Here is a 17,526-nt window from a genome sequence, read left to right as displayed (position 1 = left end):
TCAAAGAAACATTAGAAACATTGTGCGAAGCGTGCTTTATAGAGAAATGTTAGAAAATCCTATTCCCTAACTTTTATCCACGTATCCCGTACTTTAAAAAAGATATATAAAATCAATAGATTGTGTACAGTAAAAAGAAACATGGTACGCCCAAGGGGAATCGAACCCCTGTTTCCGCCGTGAAAGGGCGATGTCCTAACCGCTAGACGATGGGCGCAAACCATTGATGAGGCTTATAGAGAGGATCTTTTTACTTCGCAAGCCCTCTGTGTCATTTTTTTTGAAAAAAGTGTGTTTTATTGAATAATTTTTGAGCAATTCCTGTTTGGATTGTTTCTTTTCAGTTTGAGTAGTAGGCAAAAATGATCAAAACATTATTTTAAATGTGTTTATTTTTTGCATATTTTATCGTTTGTTATCTTTTCTTGCACATGAGAATATTATTTAACTTGCTTGAAAGAGCCTTTATACAGAAGATTTCTTATTTGAGCTTATCATAAAGCAAAAAACTGTATAAATTTATGAAGTATAAAGCAAATATTTATTACCAAATTAACAAATAATAATAATCATACAAAATTTTTTTGAGGATTAAGCTATATATTAATTTTATTTTAAAAATATAAATATATTATGTATGATGAAAATGATAATATTAAATCAATTTTACAGAATATATTAAAAATATTTTTCTTATCTTTACTTTTACATGTTTGTGAGAAATTTAAAATTAAAACCCCTTCATTTGTTCCCTCACATATTTGGAAGGTTATTTATTTGAAAATGAATTAGCTTGGGTGAAGGGCAGATTGAGGTTTTTGTCATTTCAATTCGCTAGTTTTTCAAAGGGGGGGCGATAAGTTTAGGTAAAATATTCGAGTTTTGCAAATTTATTCTCCATATTTATAATATTGCAGAATTATGGTGTGCACATATTAAGTTTTGTTTTTTACTTTAATGTAAGGTTCTATTTTGATATATGGGTGCATTAAAGATTTATAGTTCAAGCTATGGAATGGTAGGAAGGAATGTGTTATTATCTACTGCTCTACTTTGTTTTATCCATTCTCTTAATTTATCATATGAAAGAATGTTTTTTGTCCAGTACTTGTTGATTTAGAAGAGATGTTTTTATTCTTTCTTACCAAGTATTCAATATTCTTTAATTTGTTATTGATTATTTTTTAGAACTTTTCTTTATGGCAACTTGCATTTATTAGTTTTACAGATTTTCATTCTGAATTAGATATTTTATAAAGATTCTGAAATCTTTGAAGACAATAAATATTATATTTTTAGGAATGTTGATTGAACAAGCGGGGATAATTCTATTGGAGAACATGGAGTGAATAGAGCGGGGTATTTCTTTTGTTCTTATGGATGTAAGTACTCTTTGTGTTGATTGGCACATCATTTAAACGATTTTTCAGTGAAGATAGGGATCAGTGGTTAATAATGGCAGAAGCTTTAAAAGTTGGTGTTGCGGGACTTGGTACGGTTGGTACTTCAGTTGTTCGAGCTCTATGTGAAAAAGCGAATAGTTTAGCTTGTCAATGTGGGCGATTCATCAAAGTCGTTGCTGTTAGTGCGCGCGATAAAAGCCGTAATCGTGGAATTGATCTCAGTGATATAAAATGGTTTGATTCACCTGTGGAGTTGGCTGCTTCTGATGAGATTGATGTTTTTGTAGAGTTAATTGGTGGTGAATTGGATGTGGTGTACACCGCTGTTAAGAGAGCGCTTGAGGCAGGACATCATGTTGTAACAGCCAATAAAGCTCTTCTTGCTCGACATGGAGTAGAGCTGGCTATAATTGCAGAAAAAAAAGGTGTTTTTCTTCATTTTGAAGCAGCTGTTGCAGGTGGAATTCCTGTCATCAAAGCGATGAGAGAATCACTTGTCAGTAATCACATATCCCGAATTTATGGTATTCTCAATGGAACCTGTAATTATATATTAACACGCATGTTTACGGAAGGCCTTTCATTTAAAGATTGTTTAGCAGATGCACAGAGACTTGGGTATGCTGAAGCAGATCCAAGTTTTGATATTGAGGGAAATGATACTGCTCATAAATTAGCTTTGTTGACAAGCTTGGCATTTGGAACGGCTGTTTCGTTAGATGATGTTTATGTTGAAGGAATTCATAATATTTCGCAAATTGATATTCGGGCAGCTGATGAATTAGGGTATCGGATTAAGCTTTTAGGGGTTGCATTAAAAACGGATTCTGGAATAGAGCAACGCGTTCATCCAACAATGGTACCAACATCTTCAATGATTGCACAGATAAATGGCGTAACCAATGCTCTTTCTATTCAAAGTGATTTATTAGGTGAATTACTGTTTTCTGGTCCTGGCGCCGGAGGAATGGCAACAGCATCAGCCGTTATTGGTGATTTGGCTGATATAGCAAAAGCGCGTTCTGGTTTTCAGTATGCACCTGTTTTAAGACGTCCAGCATTAGAACTTGCTCCTCATAAAAAAGCACGTATTTCGCATCATGCAGGGGGGTATTTTATTCGTTTAAATGTTCATGATCGTACTGGTGTTTTTGCTGCGGTCGCAAGGCATATGGCTGATAATCACATCTCATTGGAGTCGATTGTTCAAAGATCTTTTGTAGAAGATCAAATTGAAAAAACAATTATTTTAATTACTCATGAAACAACAGAGGTGAATGTACGACAGGCACTTGCAGAAATTGAAAAAGATGGACATCTTGTTGCAAAATCTCAATTTATTCGTATTGAGCCTATGGCAGAGAATTGATAACTTTCTTGATAATGACAAAAAGGCAAGCTTGAGTCCTTTTGTCTCTTGTGGAAAATTTTCATCTTTGCCAAAAACTTTATTCTTAGTATTTAATAAGGACTCATATTTTTTCTGGTATTCATTCGGTAGGATTTTTTCATATGCCCACAACTCAGAAGATTTTAAATGGACTTGATCGTATTTTGACGCTTGAATTGGTACGTGTTACTGAACGTGCTGCTGTTGCTGCTGCACGCTGGCGCGGGCGTGGCGATGAAAAAGCTGCGGATCAGGCTGCTGTAGATGCAATGCGGCAGGAACTTAATCGATTGCCTATTGATGGTACAGTGGTGATTGGTGAAGGTGAGCGGGATGAAGCGCCTATGCTTTATATTGGAGAAAAAGTAGGTCTTCAAAGTGGATTGGCGATCGATATTGCACTTGATCCACTAGAGGGAACAACACTTTGTGCTAAAAATATTGCCAATTCTTTGGCAGTAGTTGCAATTGCTGAAAAAGGTAATCTCCTTTATGCTCCTGATGTTTATATGAAAAAAATTGCTATTGGTCCTGGTTATCCAAAGGGAGTAGTAGACATAGATGCTTGTCCTACCGATAATATCTATGCTCTTGCGAAGGCTAAAGGAGTGGCTGTTAATCAGATTGTTGTTTGTATTATGGATAGGCCTCGTCATGAAAAGTTAATTAATGAAGTACGAGCGACAGGGGCATCGATTCGCTTGATTGGGGATGGAGATGTTGCTGCTGTTATTGATACAACTGATCCAGAAGAAACAGGTATTGATATCTATATGGGGATTGGGGGAGCACCTGAAGGTGTTTTAGCTTCTGCTGCTTTGCGCTGTATTGGAGGACAGATGCAAGGTCGTTTGCTGCTAGATACAGAAGAGAAAATTGCTCGTGCAGCTAAAATGGGGATTAGTGATCCCAATAAAGCTTATACAATGGAAGAAATGGCAAAGGGTGATGTTTTGTTTGCAGCAACAGGGGTGACAGATGGCAATATGCTTTCTGGTGTTAAATTTACATCTCGTTACATTCAAACGGAAACTCTCGTAATGCGCTCCCATACGGGTACAGTCCGTAATATTAAAGCGCAGCATAGAGATCATTCAAAATTTGATTAATGTTTTCTTTTTTCGTCATTAAAAATAGAGGGAGTTTTTTAGGAAATACGCTTCCATGAATCTGCTTTCATGGAAGCGTTTATAGATATGAGAATATCTTATTATTATGAGAGCTGGACAGAATGAACCCAGCCATTTTTATCTTCTATGTTCCCTTTTTGAAGGCCAACCAATTGTGTACGAAGCTGCTTTGTAACTTCTCCAACTGTTTCATTTCCAATAATAAATTCTCCCCCTTTATATTTAAAACGACCAATTGATGTGACAACGGCAGCTGTACCACAAGCAAAGACTTCTTTAAGGTGTCCACTCTTTGCATCTTCTTGAAGCGCTGCAAAAGAATAAGGACGCTCTTCTATTTTTAAACCCATTTGTTGAGCTAATCTTAAGATTGAATCACGGGTTATCCCTGGAAGGATAGTTCCATTAAGTGTGGGGGTTACAAGTGTATTATTGTCCATAATAAAGCAGACATTCATACCACCAAGTTCTTCAATCCATTTATGTTCAATCATATCAAGGAAGAGTACTTGGCTACAATTGTTTTCAGTTGCAGTTTTTTGTGCAAGTAAGCTTGCTGCATAGTTTCCACCACATTTGGCAGCGCCTGTGCCCCCTGGACCAGCGCGGCTATAATCTGTTTCAATCCATACACTAACAGATTTTTCTTCTCCTTTGAAATAGGATTCAACTGGAGAGGCTATGATACAAAAAAGATATTCTTGAGAAGGGCGGACTCCCAAAAAGTTTTCATTGCCAAACATAAATGGACGGATATAGAGGCTAGCGTTGGGATGATCAGAAACCCATTTTTGATCAATTTTTACTAATTGATGAACGGCATCCAGAAAAATATCTTTTGGCAACTCTGGCATAGCTAAACGCCTCGCTGATTCTATAAAGCGCTGTGCATTGGCATCAGGACGGAAGAGCAAGATGCGCCCATCTTTTGAACGATATGCTTTTAAACCCTCAAAAATTTCCTGTCCGTAATGTAAAACGGTACTTGCAGGGTTAATTTCTAAAGCTTTGTATTGAGAAATGATGGCATTATGCCAGCCTTTGTCTTCAGTCCATTGAATAGTACACATGTGGTCTGTAAAAAATTGACCAAAACTGGGACTTTTTAAAATTTCTTCACACTTTTCTTCTGACAGAGGAGATGGGTGTTGTTCTATTTTAAAGGGAAGCGATGATATGGGAGATTTCATAAAAAAACCTTTTGAGTATGTTTCATTTTTATTAATAAAAATAATGAGATATTTTGATCATAACTCTATTATTAACAAAACCTTTGTGTCAATGTTTTATTATAGAATACAAAGGCTATGATAGGGTGGATATTTTAATTCTATTCTCGTCTCTTTTTCTCAACTTTATGAAGTAAGCTGGAACTTTTGTTTATAATTATCGTTTTCTCAAAATAAGTATCTGAATAATTTCATATATGCATATTGTCTAGAAATTAAAAGGTAAGGGAATTGAGAAAAGGAATCTACTATGATTGATAAAAATTATCACACATATGAAGAACGTATGGCAGCAGAAAGAAGAGATAGTGAACAACGTGTTTCAATCGCTAAGGGTATTTTTGCTATTCTTCTTGCGATCGTTATTATCTGGTTTGTTTTTGGTTTTTTAGGATCTTTTTTTGCAAAATCTCCTGAACATAGTTCGCGTTATAATACTCCAGAAACAAGTCAAAGCGTAACAACGCCCAAAAAAGATTTAAATTCGCTCCCTCCTGTACCTTATACTTATAAGGGTACGGAATGACTTTTTCATAAATATAATCTTTTAGATAGGGCGAAAATCGACGTAGATTAAGGAATAAAGTCAGCACAAAGACATAAAAAAGATTGGACGATTTTAATTTCTGAAGTTTTTGATAAGTAATTAAATGGTATGGAAATAAATCATGCAACGGTTGTTAAAACCGTTGCATGATTGGTTTAGCGTGTGATGAAGCAGCTTCCACCAGAACTTTTAATGGATTCACAAAGGATTATGGCTTCATTACGGTCTTGCGCTTGAATCCGAACACGGTAATAAGTACCTTTTCCTGGTATAAAAGCGGATTGAATATTTAAAGAACGGGCACCGATAAGGAATCCAAACTTAGATTTCATATTTTTTAAAGAATTTCTAGCTAGCTCATGCGTTGGTTGAGATGCAAGTTGTACGTAATAACTTTCTGAATTTTGTGCTGCGACTTTGTTTGATGATGTGGGGCGAGACGCGGCGGGTGTTTCAACTTGTGTATTTCTTTCTGCATGAGAAGGAATAGGGATAAATTTTTCTTCAATATTTGAGTTAGAAGTACTTTCTGCGATTATTTTATCAATATTATTTTTGAGATCAAGATCTATTTCTTGATTGTTTATATCAGAATCATGCGACGAAACAAGGGAGGAATCTTGAAGTTCATTAGGAGTTTGATCAATGTTTTCTTCAGACTGAGCAGCAGTTTTGCTCTTTGTTTGATGTACGGGAGCTAGTGTAACTGTACCATCTTGATTTACAATAACAGTTTGTACTTCTTGCGTGGGAATAGTATGGTTTATGGCTTCTGTGACTGCATCTTCAACATCAGATTCATTTAAAGAAGAAGATGAAGCGTTTGAAGATTCTTCAGGATTTAATTCTTTTAAATTTTCAGGTTGTTCAGAGTTATCAATAAGAAATTGTTGTGTGTTTTCTTGTTTTTCATTTTGTTCAGTTGTTTGCTTATAGATATCTAAATTATGTGCAACATCATTTTTCGGTTCAGTTGTTTCTGGTTTGAATTTAAAAGGCGCATTATCAGCGTGGATAATGATCGTTTCTTCATTTTTTTGTGATGACATAAAAAAGTGCGAATAACCAGCAAATCCAATTCCTATTAAAATAAGTATAAAAATACCTTTAATGAAAGTTTTACCAAAAATAAAACTTTTTAAGGGAGGAGGAGCTGGTGGATGCGTGGGAACTTCATCTGAGCCTGTGTATGATGAATTCTCGCTAAAAGGGGGAAAATTATATTCCATATTGGCAGAAGAAAAATAGTCGGAATTTTGTTCTTTAGAGTTTATATAAACACCTTCTTTTGAATTTTGCATAGACTGATGAAAAACTTCACTAAAAACCTCATTTTTCTGTTGTTTTTGAGAAAAATTATCCGTTGGGACATTTCCTACATTAAGTACATCAGCAAATTCTTCCTCTAAACCACCACTAGTTGGCACATCATATTCTGGCGCTTCATACGGGACTTCTGGAACCATAATAGGGCCAGTTTTTTCTACGATTTCCTCTGAAAATTTATAAGTATCAACATTGGGAGGGGGAGTATCTCTGTGCGTATAGTTATGGGCAAAAAAGCCATCCGTTTGTTTTGTATTCAAAGAGGCTGATGAGGAAAGAAACTCATCTGAATTACTTTCATCATATGAAATTTCTCTATTTGGGTTAGAGGTACTTTCGGTGTTATTGATGTATTGGGCTTGAGCCTCATTATATATTGGAACTTTTTCGCTATAAGTTTCTTTTTGTGAAGGGTTTTCTTCAAAAAAATGGGGATAATTGGTTGTATGATCTTCTTGTGAAGCCCCCTTTAAATAAGATTGTCTATCAACTGGTGGAGAATCCAAAGGTGAGGAGAAGGTACTTTTTGTTTGATTTCTTGCAGTGTTTTGTCTTTCTGACATAAGGTTAGAAGATGAGAAAAACTCATTTGCCTCTGTAGAAGAGGAGACATCAGGATAAGAAGAGGAGACATCAGAATAATCTTTTTTGATCCAATTTTCTTGATCAGCTGAAATTTTATAGGGATGGTTTACAGGAGTGTCATAGAGGTTTTGATTATCATCATGAGTTTGTTGTATATTCGTAGCTTTAGGCTGTTGTGAATTTGTTTGTGAAAAACGATTGGTTTGTTCAACAGATTCTGGAATCTCTTTCTTATTTTCGCGCCTTTCAGATTTATCAAAAAAGAAATTTTCTGATTCTGATTGTGAAATAAGATTACTTTTTTTATGAAACGAATCAGCACTGGTTGCTGTTGTTTTCTCTTGAGGGGATTGGTTCTTCGGGATTGGTAATGGAGAAAGCTCATCTAAAATTTGTTCTTCATCATGACTGCTAGGTGAAGAATATTTCTCTTCAGATAAATTATTTTGTTTTGAATGGTTGAAAGAAGCAGCTTGTGCGATATCTGAGGCTGTTGCGTTGCTGGTTGCATGCAAGTCCCATTGTTTTTTTTGATCATCAAACGGTAAGTCATGTGCTAAATTATTTTCAAGTTCCTCTTCTAGAAAGGACAAATAAAAATCATCATCATGGGATGATGTTTCGGGGTGAGATGTTGATCGATCTGTCTGTAAAGAAGATTGCTCATTTTGGTTTCCGCTTTGTTTGTGCGGATTAAAAATGCGCGTAAGTCTTTCCAAAGGATCATGGTGTTCATGATCGTGTTTTGTTTCGTGTAGATTTTTGCGATCGTTATCGCTCATAGCTTTTCTCACATGGTGATTTGCACTTACGTGCAATCAATGGTTGATTTTGATTTGTTATATTAAAATTATAAATTTTCCCCCTCTCATGCAAGGATACATGAAAAAGTTTATCAATAGAGTACCTATTGTATGTATTTATAGAACTTTTTCAATGCATTTCTATTGGTGCTTCGACTCCTATGATGGTAAGTCCTGATGATAAAATATTGATAACAGCTTGTATCAACCCCAATCTTGCAAAGGATAACTCTTTATCATCAGGTTGAATAAAGCGTAAATTGAGATTTTCACTCCCTTTATTCCAATGGGTGTGAAAGCTGGAGGCAAGGTCATAAAGATAAAACGCTAATCGATGCGGTTCCTTATGAACGACGGCCTGTTCAATGATACGTGGATATTCAGAAAGTTTGCGTATTAACAATATTTCATGGTCATCTGTTAATCGATGAAGATGGGCGATTAATGTATCATTTGAAAAGCTTTTAATATGAAGCGCTTCCTGTGCTTGACGAAAGACTGAGTGACAACGTGCACTTGCATATTGTACGTAAAAGATGGGGTTATCTTTTGATTGTTCTGTTACTTTTGTAAAATCAAAATCAAGAGGTGCTTCACACTTACGGTATAGCATCATAAAACGCACAGGATCACGCCCAACCTCTTCGACAACATCGCGTAGAGTGACAAAAGATCCTGCTCTTTTTGACATGCGTACAGGATGACCGTTGCGAAAAAGTTTTACCAACTGACATAAGAAGACGCTTAATTTAGCTTTATCCCCAGAAATTGCTTTTGCCATTGCCTCTAGCCGCTTTACATAGCCAGCGTGGTCTGCGCCTAGAATATAAATCATTTCATCAAAATGACGATTAAATTTATCCCGAAAATAAGCAACATCAGCAGCAAAATAAGTGTAAGAACCATCAGATTTGACTAAAACACGGTCTTGGTCATCACCAACATTTGTTGAACGGAACAAAGTTTGTTCACTTGGTTCCCAATCTTCTGTATTTTTTCCCTTGGGAGGGGGTAGTTTTCCTTTGTAGATATAACCATTTAAAGTGAGGTCGTTGATGGTGTTACGAATGGCGCGTGCATTATCTGCATAAAGCATTCGCTCAGAGAAAAAGATATCATGATAAATATTAAGAGCAGCCAAATCTTCGCGAATCATGGTCATCATTGCATGAATTGCACGTTCTTTCACAAGAGATAAGGCTTCATCTTTATCCATCGTGAGGAGTTGGTCACCAAACTCTTGAGCAAGTGATTGTCCCAATGGTATCAAGTATTCTCCAGGATAGAGCCCTTCTGGAATTTCATTAATTTCTTGCCCAAGAGCCTCACGATAGCGCAATAGTACAGAGTGGGCGAGGACTTCGATTTGTTGACCAGCATCATTGATATAATATTCTTTCGTAATGTTATAGCCCGTAAATTGCAGCAAATTGGAGAGAACATCTCCAACAACCGCTCCGCGGCAGTGCCCTACGTGCATTGGTCCTGTCGGATTTGCTGAGACATATTCAACATTGACGCGTTTTCCTTGTCCCATTGGGATACGACCATAAGAAGTGCCTGATTCAAGCATGGATTTTATAGCATCTTGCCAAAATAATTTTGTAAGCTTTATATTTATAAAACCAGGACCGGCAACATCTATATTTTCGATAGAGGAATCATTTTTAAGAAGTTCTATGATTTTATCTGCAAGTGCACGTGGATTGATTCCAATAGATTTTGCAAGCACCATAGCAGCATTGGTTGATAAATGACCATGGGAGGAATCACGCGGAGGATCAACAGTGATTTTTGATAAATCTAGATCTTCTCCATTTTTCCCTTTTATATCAGATAATTCAATTGATCTCTTAATTTTTTTTTCGAAGTTTTTAAAGATATTCATATTTAGCTTCCATGATGATTCCAAAAGCCATTAGACGAAATTATCTGTATGGTCAAATAAACGGTGATATTCACGTAGAGCGTAGTGATCTGTCATGCCTGAAAGAAAGTCAGCAATCAAACGTGCTAACTCTTGATTTTTTAAGTGCACTGTTTTGTTCTGCCAACTTTCAGGCATTGTATTTGGTTTTTCATAATAACAATTGAATAATTTTTGTACAATGCGTTTTGCTGCATTGCGACGACTAAGAACTTGTTCATGGTAGTAAAGATTTTTAAATAAAAAGTTTTTTAGTTCTTTTTCATAAACAGTCATTGTTGGTGAAAAGGTGACAATAGTTTGTTTTGCTTGGTGAATATCGTTTATGCTTGCTGGTTTGATGCGTGCTAAATTTTCTTGTGATTGTTTGATAACATCTTCAACCATGGTTGTTATTTGTCTTCGTACAAGTGTGTAACCACGACGCGCTTGGTCGAGATGGGGGTGCTCATCTGTTATATCTTTTAATATTGCTGCTGTTAGTGAAACATGTTCAAATTGATCGAGTGTTAAAAATTGCGAACGTAGACCATCATCAATATCATGCGCATTGTATGCGATATCATCTGCAATAGCAGCACATTGCGCTTCTAGTCCTGCAAAACAATCGAGTGCAAGGTCTTGCTTTGCATTGTATTGTAAAATATCGATAGGAACCTCCTTATTCTTCGCGTGAGGACCTAAAAGGGGACCATTATGCTTTACAAGTCCTTCGAGGGTTTCCCATGTAAGGTTAAGTCCATCAAAATTTGCATAGCGCTGTTCTAGTTTTGTGACAATGCGTAATGCTTGTGCATTATGATCAAAGCCACCATAATGTATCATGGCTTCATTAAGCGCATCTTCTCCAGCATGGCCAAAGGGCGTGTGTCCAAAGTCGTGAACAAGGGCAATGGCTTCGGCAAGGTCTTCATCAAGACACAGGGCACGGGCTAATGTTCTTGCAATTTGAGAGACCTCTATGGAATGGGTTAGGCGAGTACGATAATGATCGCTTTCATCAGCAATAAACACTTGCGTTTTATGTTTAAGACGTCGAAATGCATTAGAATGGATAATACGATCTCTATCTCGTTGAAAAGGTGAGCGTGTGGCGCTCATCGTTTCATGAAATAATCTACCACGGCTTGTTTGCGGATGAGCACTGTACACTGCTCGAGATTGGTAATTGAAGTTGATATTGCCTATATCCATTGCAAGCTGCCCATTATCATCTTAAAATTGAGAGTGGTTTATGACAAATAAACTTCTCTTTGAATATGGGATACTCTTTCTTGATGGTTTAATGCAAGGATATATAAAATGAATGTGAAAATTTCAGATGTTGCTGCCAAAAAAATTGCACAGATACTTTTGCGTGAACCCGATAAAATAGCATTGCGTATTTCTGTTGAAGGTGGTGGGTGTTCTGGTTTTTCTTATAAATATGACTTGGTTTCTGAAATGTGTAAAGATGACCTCGTTCTCAAAAAAGATGGGGCAGTTGTGTTTATTGATTTACTATCACTTCCTTTCATAGAAGGAGCTGAGATTGATTTTGTTGATGATCTTATGGGGCAGTCTTTTCAAATCCATAATCCCAATGCTGTTTCATCATGTGGTTGTGGTGTAAGTTTTTCAATTTAAAATGATGGCTTTGTGATATTGTTTCTTGAAAAAAAGATCATGTTGGTCAACAATGTGAAAATGGGTATTCTTATAAAAATAGTGCACCGATGTGTATGGTTGTGCGTGGTGCTTGCTTTATTGATCTGGAGCCACTGTGCTTTTTCTGAAGAAGGAGAAGGGAGAGATCGGCAGCAGGGACAATCAAGGAGTTTTATTGTAAAGTCTCAAGAGCAGGAAAAAGAAAATGTAGCATCTCAAACACAACTCATTTTGAATGCTCGATTAACAAATAGTTATCCGGATATTGAAAAAGGGCTTGTCTGGCGGGTTTATGCCCCTATTATAGGGATTGATAATAAATTACCATTAGTGGCAACCTATAAGGGGGGAAGTGCGCGTTTTGATCTCGAACCAGGAAGTTATCTTGTTCATGTCTCATTTGGTCATATGAGTGCTGTGCGCCATATTCGTTTAAAAAATGGACAGAGTCTTGTAAAAAACTTTAATCTTGAGGCTGGTGGTGTCATTTTAAATGCAACACTGCTCAATGGTGTAATGAATGAAAAGGAATTACGTTTTACCATTTATGAGGATGAAAAAGAAAATGATGATACGGGGGTGATTTTATCAAATGTTAAACCCCAATCAGTTGTGCGTTTAAAAGCTGGCCGCTACCATGTTGCTTCCCATTATGGTTCTATTAATGCGACGGCTCGTTCGGATATTCAAGTGGATGCTGGTAAAATGACAGAAGTTACCCTTGAACATCAGGCCGCTCAGATTGTCTTAAAGCTGGTACGACAAGAAGGAGGGGAAGCGCTTGCAGATACCAGTTGGTCTCTTGCTAATGATTCTGGTGATATCGTTTATGAAACAGTTGGTGCTTATGTTTCACTCGTGTTAGCGGAGGGAGAGTATATTGCAATTGCTAAAAATAAAGATAAAATCTATCAAAAAGTTTTTTCAGTCGTTTCTGGTCATGATGAAGATATAAGTGTGGTGGCGAATGAGCAAAATATGCAACGAATTGATGAAGATGTGGATTGATCGTTGTTCATGGGGGTAAACTATGATGAGAGACGGGGTATGAGTTTTGATTGAAATTTCAACAGTTGGTGTGTTTTTTGCTGGGGCACTCTCTTTTTTGTCGCCCTGTGTTTTGCCATTAGTTCCTCCTTATTTGTGCTATATGGCAGGTGTTGGTATTGATGATTTTCGCTCAGAAAATCGTGATGAGAAAGTCTTTATACGGTGGGCTTTATTGTCTTCTGTTATTGCTTTTGTTCTCGGGTTTACGACTGTTTTTGTTGTTTTAGGTGCCAGTGCTAGCACAATTGGGAAATTCATCGGTTATTATCGTGATTGGTTTGCCCTTGCTGCTGGAATTGTCATTATTATTTTTGGTTTAAATTTTTTGGGGATTTTCAAGATCACTTTTTTATTTCGTGAAGCGCGTTTTCAGACCCAAAAAACACCTGCTGGTCCTTTAGGCGCGTATATTATTGGTTTAGCTTTTGCCTTTGGTTGGACACCGTGTATTGGCCCCATTTTAGGTCCTATTATAACGCTTGCTGGAACAAAAGAAACTGTGGGAGAGGGAGCTATCTTATTAGCGGTTTATGCATTAGGTCTTGCTATTCCTTTTATGTTGGCAGCTTTATTTTCGAGCAGTTTTATGCGATTTTTAGGAGCTTTTCGTATTCATTTAGGAAAAGTTGAAAAAATTATTGGTGTTTTTCTTATTCTTACAGGGATTTTGTTTTTAACAGGCTCTATGCAGGATCTTTCATTTTGGCTTTTAGAACATTATCCTTCGTTGAGCTATATTGAAGATATTCGTTGGCATGATATTATGATTTTTTTTGGATTTTCTCGTTAGTCTTATGTGTTTTTATGGTTAGAAGTTGTCTTTCTATTGTTCTTGCTGCAGGTGAGGGGACGCGCATGAAATCGTCTCTGCCTAAGGTACTTCATAAAATTGCTGGATTGCCTCTTATATGCCATGTTCTAAAACAAATAGAATTGGCAGGCTATTCACAATTAGCAGTCGTTGTGGGATTTGGTGCTAAGGAGGTTACGCACGTTGTTCAGTCATTTGTAAAAGATGCGATGATTTTTGAACAAAAAGAGCGTTTAGGAACAGCTCATGCTGTTTTATCTGCTCGTTTAGCTTTGCAAAAGGAAGTGGATGATGTTCTCATTGTTTTTGGGGATACGCCTCTCATTCAGCAAGATTCATTGCACCAAATGCGTGCACAGCTTGCTGATGGAGCAGATGTTGTTTTTGCAGGTTTTCATACCCAAAATCCAACAGGTTATGGGCGTCTTCTCGAGAAAAATGGTCAATTGATCGCAATTGTAGAAGAAAAAGACGCTAGCGATGAAGAAAAAAAGATTTCTTTTTGTAACGGTGGAATACTTGCTATGCGTGGAAAACATGCACTTTCTCTTTTAGAGAAGGTTGGTAATAACAATGTGAAAAAAGAATATTATTTAACAGATATTGCTGCTCTTGCAACACGCGAAGGATTAGATGTGCGTGTTGTTGAAGTTCCTTTTGAAGATATTGTAGGAATTAATAACGGTCTTGAGCTTTCTGAGGCTGATTCTTTATGGCAAAAACGTAAAGCGCGCGATTTAATGTTATCGGGTGTTACACTCTTAAAGCCAGAAACACTCTATTTTTCTTATGATACAGAAATTGAACCAGGGGTGGTGATAGAACCAAATGTTTATTTTGGGTTAAGCGTAAAAGTACAATCTGGTGCTGTTATTCATGCATTTAGTTATCTCGAAGGTGCTGTGGTTGGTAGGGATGCACAGATTGGTCCCTATGCACGTTTGCGTCCTGGAACAGAGTTGGCGAAGTCCGTAAAGATTGGAAATTTTTGTGAAGTCAAACAAGCTAAGGTAGGAGAATCTTCTAAAATCAATCATTTAAGTTATATTGGTGATGCTGAAATTGGTGCACATACCAATATTGGAGCCGGTACGATTACGTGCAATTATGATGGATTTAACAAATATAAAACCATGATTGGTGATCATGCTTTTGTTGGGTCTAATACGGCACTTGTTTCCCCATTGGTAATAGGGGATGGCTCTTATGTTGCTTCAGGAAGTGTTATTACTGAAAATATTCCTATGAACAGTATGGCTTTTGGGCGTGCACGACAGGTTATAAAAGAGGGCTACGCGACAAAATTTCGAGAGCGCTTGTTAGAAAACAAACAGAAAAAATGATTATTTTCAGCTTATTCCTTTGTTTCGTGTTAATCTAACGATGGATAGGATGTTTATTCTTAAAGATTGCCGTACTCCATGTTTGAATTATTTTATTATTTATAGTTTTAAATAAAGGCTGTTGGATTATTTTATAAGATTTAAATCTTAAAGATGTGGGTTGGAGCTTTTTAATGTGTGGAATTATTGGAATTCTTGGAAAGAGGTGTGTTACGTCTTCTTTGGTTGAGGGGTTAAAACGTCTTGAATATAGAGGGTATGATTCATCTGGGGTGGCAACGGTCCATAATGGGCATCTTTATCGTGTACGTGCTGAAGGGAAGCTTGTTCATTTAGAAGAAAAATTAAAAAAAACACCTCTGGAGGGAAGTTTAGGGATTGGTCATACCCGTTGGGCTACGCATGGAATTGCTGTTGAACGCAATGCGCATCCCCATGTGACTGAAAAGCTTGCGATTGTTCATAATGGTATTATTGAAAATTTTGTAGAATTGCAAAAGGAACTCATAGAGGATGGTTATATCTTTGAAACAGAGACGGATACGGAAGTTATTGCACATTTAATAACGCGTGCATTAAAAGATGGACTTTCTCCGCAAGAAGCTATGCGTACCAGTTGGAAAAGGCTGCAGGGGGCTTTTGCTATTGCTCTTATTTTCGAAGGTGAAGATAACCTTATGATTGCGGCTTGTTCTGGTCCACCTCTGGCAATTGGTTATGGAAAAGATGAATTTTTTGTTGGGTCAGATGCGATTGCTTTGGCACCATTCGTTGATTATATTAGCTATATGGAAGACGGGGATTGGGCTGTTCTCACACGGGAAGGCGTCACAATTTATGATGTATATAATCAACCGGTAAAACGTCCTGTGACAACATTACTTGAAGAGGCTTTATTGATTTCTAAGGGTAATCATCGCCATTTTATGCACAAGGAAATGTTTGAACAACCTGAAGTGATTTCTCATAATTTGGCGCATTATCTTGATCTTGGAAATTATGCCGTTCGACCTTTTAAGAATTTGATTGATTGGAAAAATATTCATCGCCTCCTTTTTGCGAGTTGTGGAACGGCTTATTATTCAACCTTAGTTGCGCGCTATTGGTTTGAGAAATTTGCCGCTTTAAGTGTTGATAATGATGTTGCTTCGGAGTTTCGTTATCGTGAACCTCCTATAACATCTGATGTGTTGTCGCTGTTTGTTTCTCAATCAGGTGAGACAGCTGACACATTGGCTTCTTTGCGTTATTGTCGTGAGCGGGGTGTAAAAACAGCAACAATTGTGAATGTAGAGCAATCAACAATGGCAAGGGAGGCTGATTTTATTCTTCCAACACTTGCCGGACCGGAAATTGGTGTTGCGTCAACAAAAGCTTTTACCTGTCAATTGGCAACGCTTGCTTCACTAGCACTTAGTGCTGCTAAACAACGTGGCTATCTCTCTGTTCAAATGGAACAGCAATTGGTTCAACAATTGGCAGAAGTTCCACGTATTTTAAATGAGGTCTTAAAATTAGAGAGCAAAATTGAATGTATTTGTCGTGATTTAGTGAATGCAAAAAGTGTTCTTTATCTGGGACGTGGGACTTCTTATCCGATTGCTTTGGAGGGAGCCCTTAAACTGAAAGAGCTTTCTTATATTCATGCTGAAGGTTATGCGGCGGGTGAGTTGAAGCATGGACCAATTGCTTTGGTGGATGAGACAATACCTGTTATTGTTGTTGCACCTTATGATCGGTGGTTTGAAAAAACTTTTTCTAATATGCAAGAAGTGGTAGCGCGTAATGGTCGTATTATTTTAATAACCGATAAAAAAGGAGCAGAAGTAGCTTGTCTTAAGACTTTATCAACGATCACTTTGCCAGAAGTTCCAGAATTTATTTCTCCTATTATTTATGCACTCCCTGTTCAGTTAATCGCTTATCATACGGCTGTTTTATTAGGAACAGATGTCGATCAACCCCGTAATTTGGCAAAATCAGTCACGGTTGAATAAAAGTATATTTCTGAATCTTTGGGAGAATAATCAAGTGTAAGAAACTGATTGATAATGATAGCTTATTTTTTCCACTTTTCTCTGTTGAACGAGAATACCGGAGACGGGATTTTTCTTTCTAAATTCTTTACGATAAAACAAAAAATATTTTCTTACCTGTCAAAAAATAGATCAGCTATGTGAATATAATGATAGAAAAATGCGCAATATTTCTTCTACTGTTTTAATGCAAGAATAATTTAGATTGAAAGAAAAGATGCTGTTGTTGGGTTGTTACTCTTTCATGAAGCATAAAGATGGTAAGGGATTGCGTAGATTGTTTATGGGTTATTCTAAGA

At 36.9% G+C, this 17,526-nt stretch carries 12 protein-coding genes and 1 tRNA gene; 8 read left to right on the top strand and 5 right to left on the bottom strand.

The window, feature by feature from the left end; translation table 11 throughout:
• Positions 1–142: 142 nt before the first annotated feature.
• Positions 143–217: transfer RNA gene (locus ACFIKE_RS00500), tRNA-Glu, on the bottom strand.
• A 1,238-nt stretch (positions 218–1,455) separates the two neighbouring features.
• Here ACFIKE_RS00500 and ACFIKE_RS00495 point away from each other — a divergent pair.
• Both ACFIKE_RS00495 and glpX read left to right on the top strand, forming a co-directional pair.
• Complete coding sequence (locus ACFIKE_RS00495; protein WP_375625979.1) at positions 1,456–2,772, top strand: homoserine dehydrogenase; 1,317 nt, start codon at positions 1,456–1,458, stop codon at positions 2,770–2,772.
• A 143-nt stretch (positions 2,773–2,915) separates the two neighbouring features.
• Positions 2,916–3,902, top strand: a complete 987-nt coding sequence (gene glpX / locus ACFIKE_RS00490; RefSeq protein WP_375625978.1) for a class II fructose-bisphosphatase — start codon at positions 2,916–2,918, stop codon at positions 3,900–3,902.
• A gap of 104 nt (positions 3,903–4,006) precedes the next feature.
• Here the strand turns inward: glpX and ACFIKE_RS00485 are convergent, their stop codons facing one another.
• The gene (locus ACFIKE_RS00485) at positions 4,007–5,113 is read right to left on the bottom strand and encodes a branched-chain amino acid aminotransferase (RefSeq protein ID WP_375648140.1); all 1,107 of its coding nucleotides are present in this window, start codon (positions 5,111–5,113) and stop codon (positions 4,007–4,009) included.
• 289 nt (positions 5,114–5,402) lie between these two features.
• Here ACFIKE_RS00485 and ACFIKE_RS00480 point away from each other — a divergent pair, with 289 nt between their 5' ends.
• Positions 5,403–5,678 (top strand): hypothetical protein, encoded by a 276-nt coding sequence (locus ACFIKE_RS00480; protein WP_375625976.1) that lies wholly within the window; start codon positions 5,403–5,405, stop codon positions 5,676–5,678.
• Between the two features lie 176 nt (positions 5,679–5,854).
• On the opposite strand, the gene ACFIKE_RS00475 is transcribed toward ACFIKE_RS00480, so the two are convergent.
• From ACFIKE_RS00475 to ACFIKE_RS00465, 3 genes are all read right to left on the bottom strand, one after another.
• Complete coding sequence (locus tag ACFIKE_RS00475) at positions 5,855–8,392, bottom strand: SPOR domain-containing protein (RefSeq protein WP_375648139.1); 2,538 nt, start codon at positions 8,390–8,392, stop codon at positions 5,855–5,857.
• A 151-nt stretch (positions 8,393–8,543) separates the two neighbouring features.
• The gene (gene argS / locus ACFIKE_RS00470; protein ID WP_375648138.1) at positions 8,544–10,301 is read right to left on the bottom strand and encodes an arginine--tRNA ligase; all 1,758 of its coding nucleotides are present in this window, start codon (positions 10,299–10,301) and stop codon (positions 8,544–8,546) included.
• Positions 10,302–10,331: 30 nt separating this feature from the next.
• Positions 10,332–11,534, bottom strand: coding sequence for a deoxyguanosinetriphosphate triphosphohydrolase (locus ACFIKE_RS00465; RefSeq protein ID WP_375625971.1), 1,203 nt, complete (start codon positions 11,532–11,534; stop codon positions 10,332–10,334).
• 108 nt (positions 11,535–11,642) lie between these two features.
• Here ACFIKE_RS00465 and ACFIKE_RS00460 point away from each other — a divergent pair, with 108 nt between their 5' ends.
• The 5 genes from ACFIKE_RS00460 (at position 11,643) to glmS (ending at position 17,188) form a co-directional block, all read left to right on the top strand.
• The gene (locus tag ACFIKE_RS00460; RefSeq protein WP_375648137.1) at positions 11,643–11,966 is read left to right on the top strand and encodes a HesB/IscA family protein; all 324 of its coding nucleotides are present in this window, start codon (positions 11,643–11,645) and stop codon (positions 11,964–11,966) included.
• A 39-nt stretch (positions 11,967–12,005) separates the two neighbouring features.
• On the top strand, positions 12,006–12,995 hold the full coding sequence (locus ACFIKE_RS00455) for a carboxypeptidase regulatory-like domain-containing protein (protein WP_375648142.1): 990 nt from the start codon (positions 12,006–12,008) through the stop codon (positions 12,993–12,995).
• 46 nt (positions 12,996–13,041) lie between these two features.
• Complete coding sequence (locus tag ACFIKE_RS00450; protein WP_375648136.1) at positions 13,042–13,827, top strand: cytochrome c biogenesis CcdA family protein; 786 nt, start codon at positions 13,042–13,044, stop codon at positions 13,825–13,827.
• A gap of 14 nt (positions 13,828–13,841) precedes the next feature.
• Positions 13,842–15,191: a bifunctional UDP-N-acetylglucosamine diphosphorylase/glucosamine-1-phosphate N-acetyltransferase GlmU gene (gene glmU, locus ACFIKE_RS00445; RefSeq protein ID WP_375648135.1), complete on the top strand. Its 1,350-nt coding sequence runs from the start codon at positions 13,842–13,844 to the stop codon at positions 15,189–15,191.
• Between the two features lie 173 nt (positions 15,192–15,364).
• Entirely contained in the window at positions 15,365–17,188 is a 1,824-nt protein-coding gene (gene glmS, locus ACFIKE_RS00440) for a glutamine--fructose-6-phosphate transaminase (isomerizing) (protein ID WP_375648134.1), read from the top strand.
• Positions 17,189–17,526: the final 338 nt, after the last annotated feature.

The sequence above is a fragment of the Bartonella sp. MU70NMGDW genome, assembly GCF_042194085.1.
Classification (GTDB): Bacteria; Pseudomonadota; Alphaproteobacteria; order Rhizobiales; family Rhizobiaceae; genus Bartonella; species Bartonella grahamii.
This window is presented reverse-complemented; position numbering and strand designations above follow the sequence as displayed.

Coding starts and splice junctions, on each gene's coding strand:
- ACFIKE_RS00460 (WP_375648137.1), top strand. CDS start 11,643: ATGAATGTGAAAATTTCAGATGTTGCTGCCAAAAAAATTGCACAGATA.
- ACFIKE_RS00495 (WP_375625979.1), top strand. CDS start 1,456: ATGGCAGAAGCTTTAAAAGTTGGTGTTGCGGGACTTGGTACGGTTGGT.
- ACFIKE_RS00480 (WP_375625976.1), top strand. CDS start 5,403: ATGATTGATAAAAATTATCACACATATGAAGAACGTATGGCAGCAGAA.
- glmU (WP_375648135.1), top strand. CDS start 13,842: ATGGTTAGAAGTTGTCTTTCTATTGTTCTTGCTGCAGGTGAGGGGACG.
- glmS (WP_375648134.1), top strand. CDS start 15,365: ATGTGTGGAATTATTGGAATTCTTGGAAAGAGGTGTGTTACGTCTTCT.
- ACFIKE_RS00485 (WP_375648140.1), bottom strand. CDS start 5,113: ATGAAATCTCCCATATCATCGCTTCCCTTTAAAATAGAACAACACCCA.
- ACFIKE_RS00465 (WP_375625971.1), bottom strand. CDS start 11,534: ATGGATATAGGCAATATCAACTTCAATTACCAATCTCGAGCAGTGTAC.
- ACFIKE_RS00475 (WP_375648139.1), bottom strand. CDS start 8,392: ATGAGCGATAACGATCGCAAAAATCTACACGAAACAAAACACGATCAT.
- ACFIKE_RS00455 (WP_375648142.1), top strand. CDS start 12,006: ATGTTGGTCAACAATGTGAAAATGGGTATTCTTATAAAAATAGTGCAC.
- argS (WP_375648138.1), bottom strand. CDS start 10,301: ATGAATATCTTTAAAAACTTCGAAAAAAAAATTAAGAGATCAATTGAA.
- glpX (WP_375625978.1), top strand. CDS start 2,916: ATGCCCACAACTCAGAAGATTTTAAATGGACTTGATCGTATTTTGACG.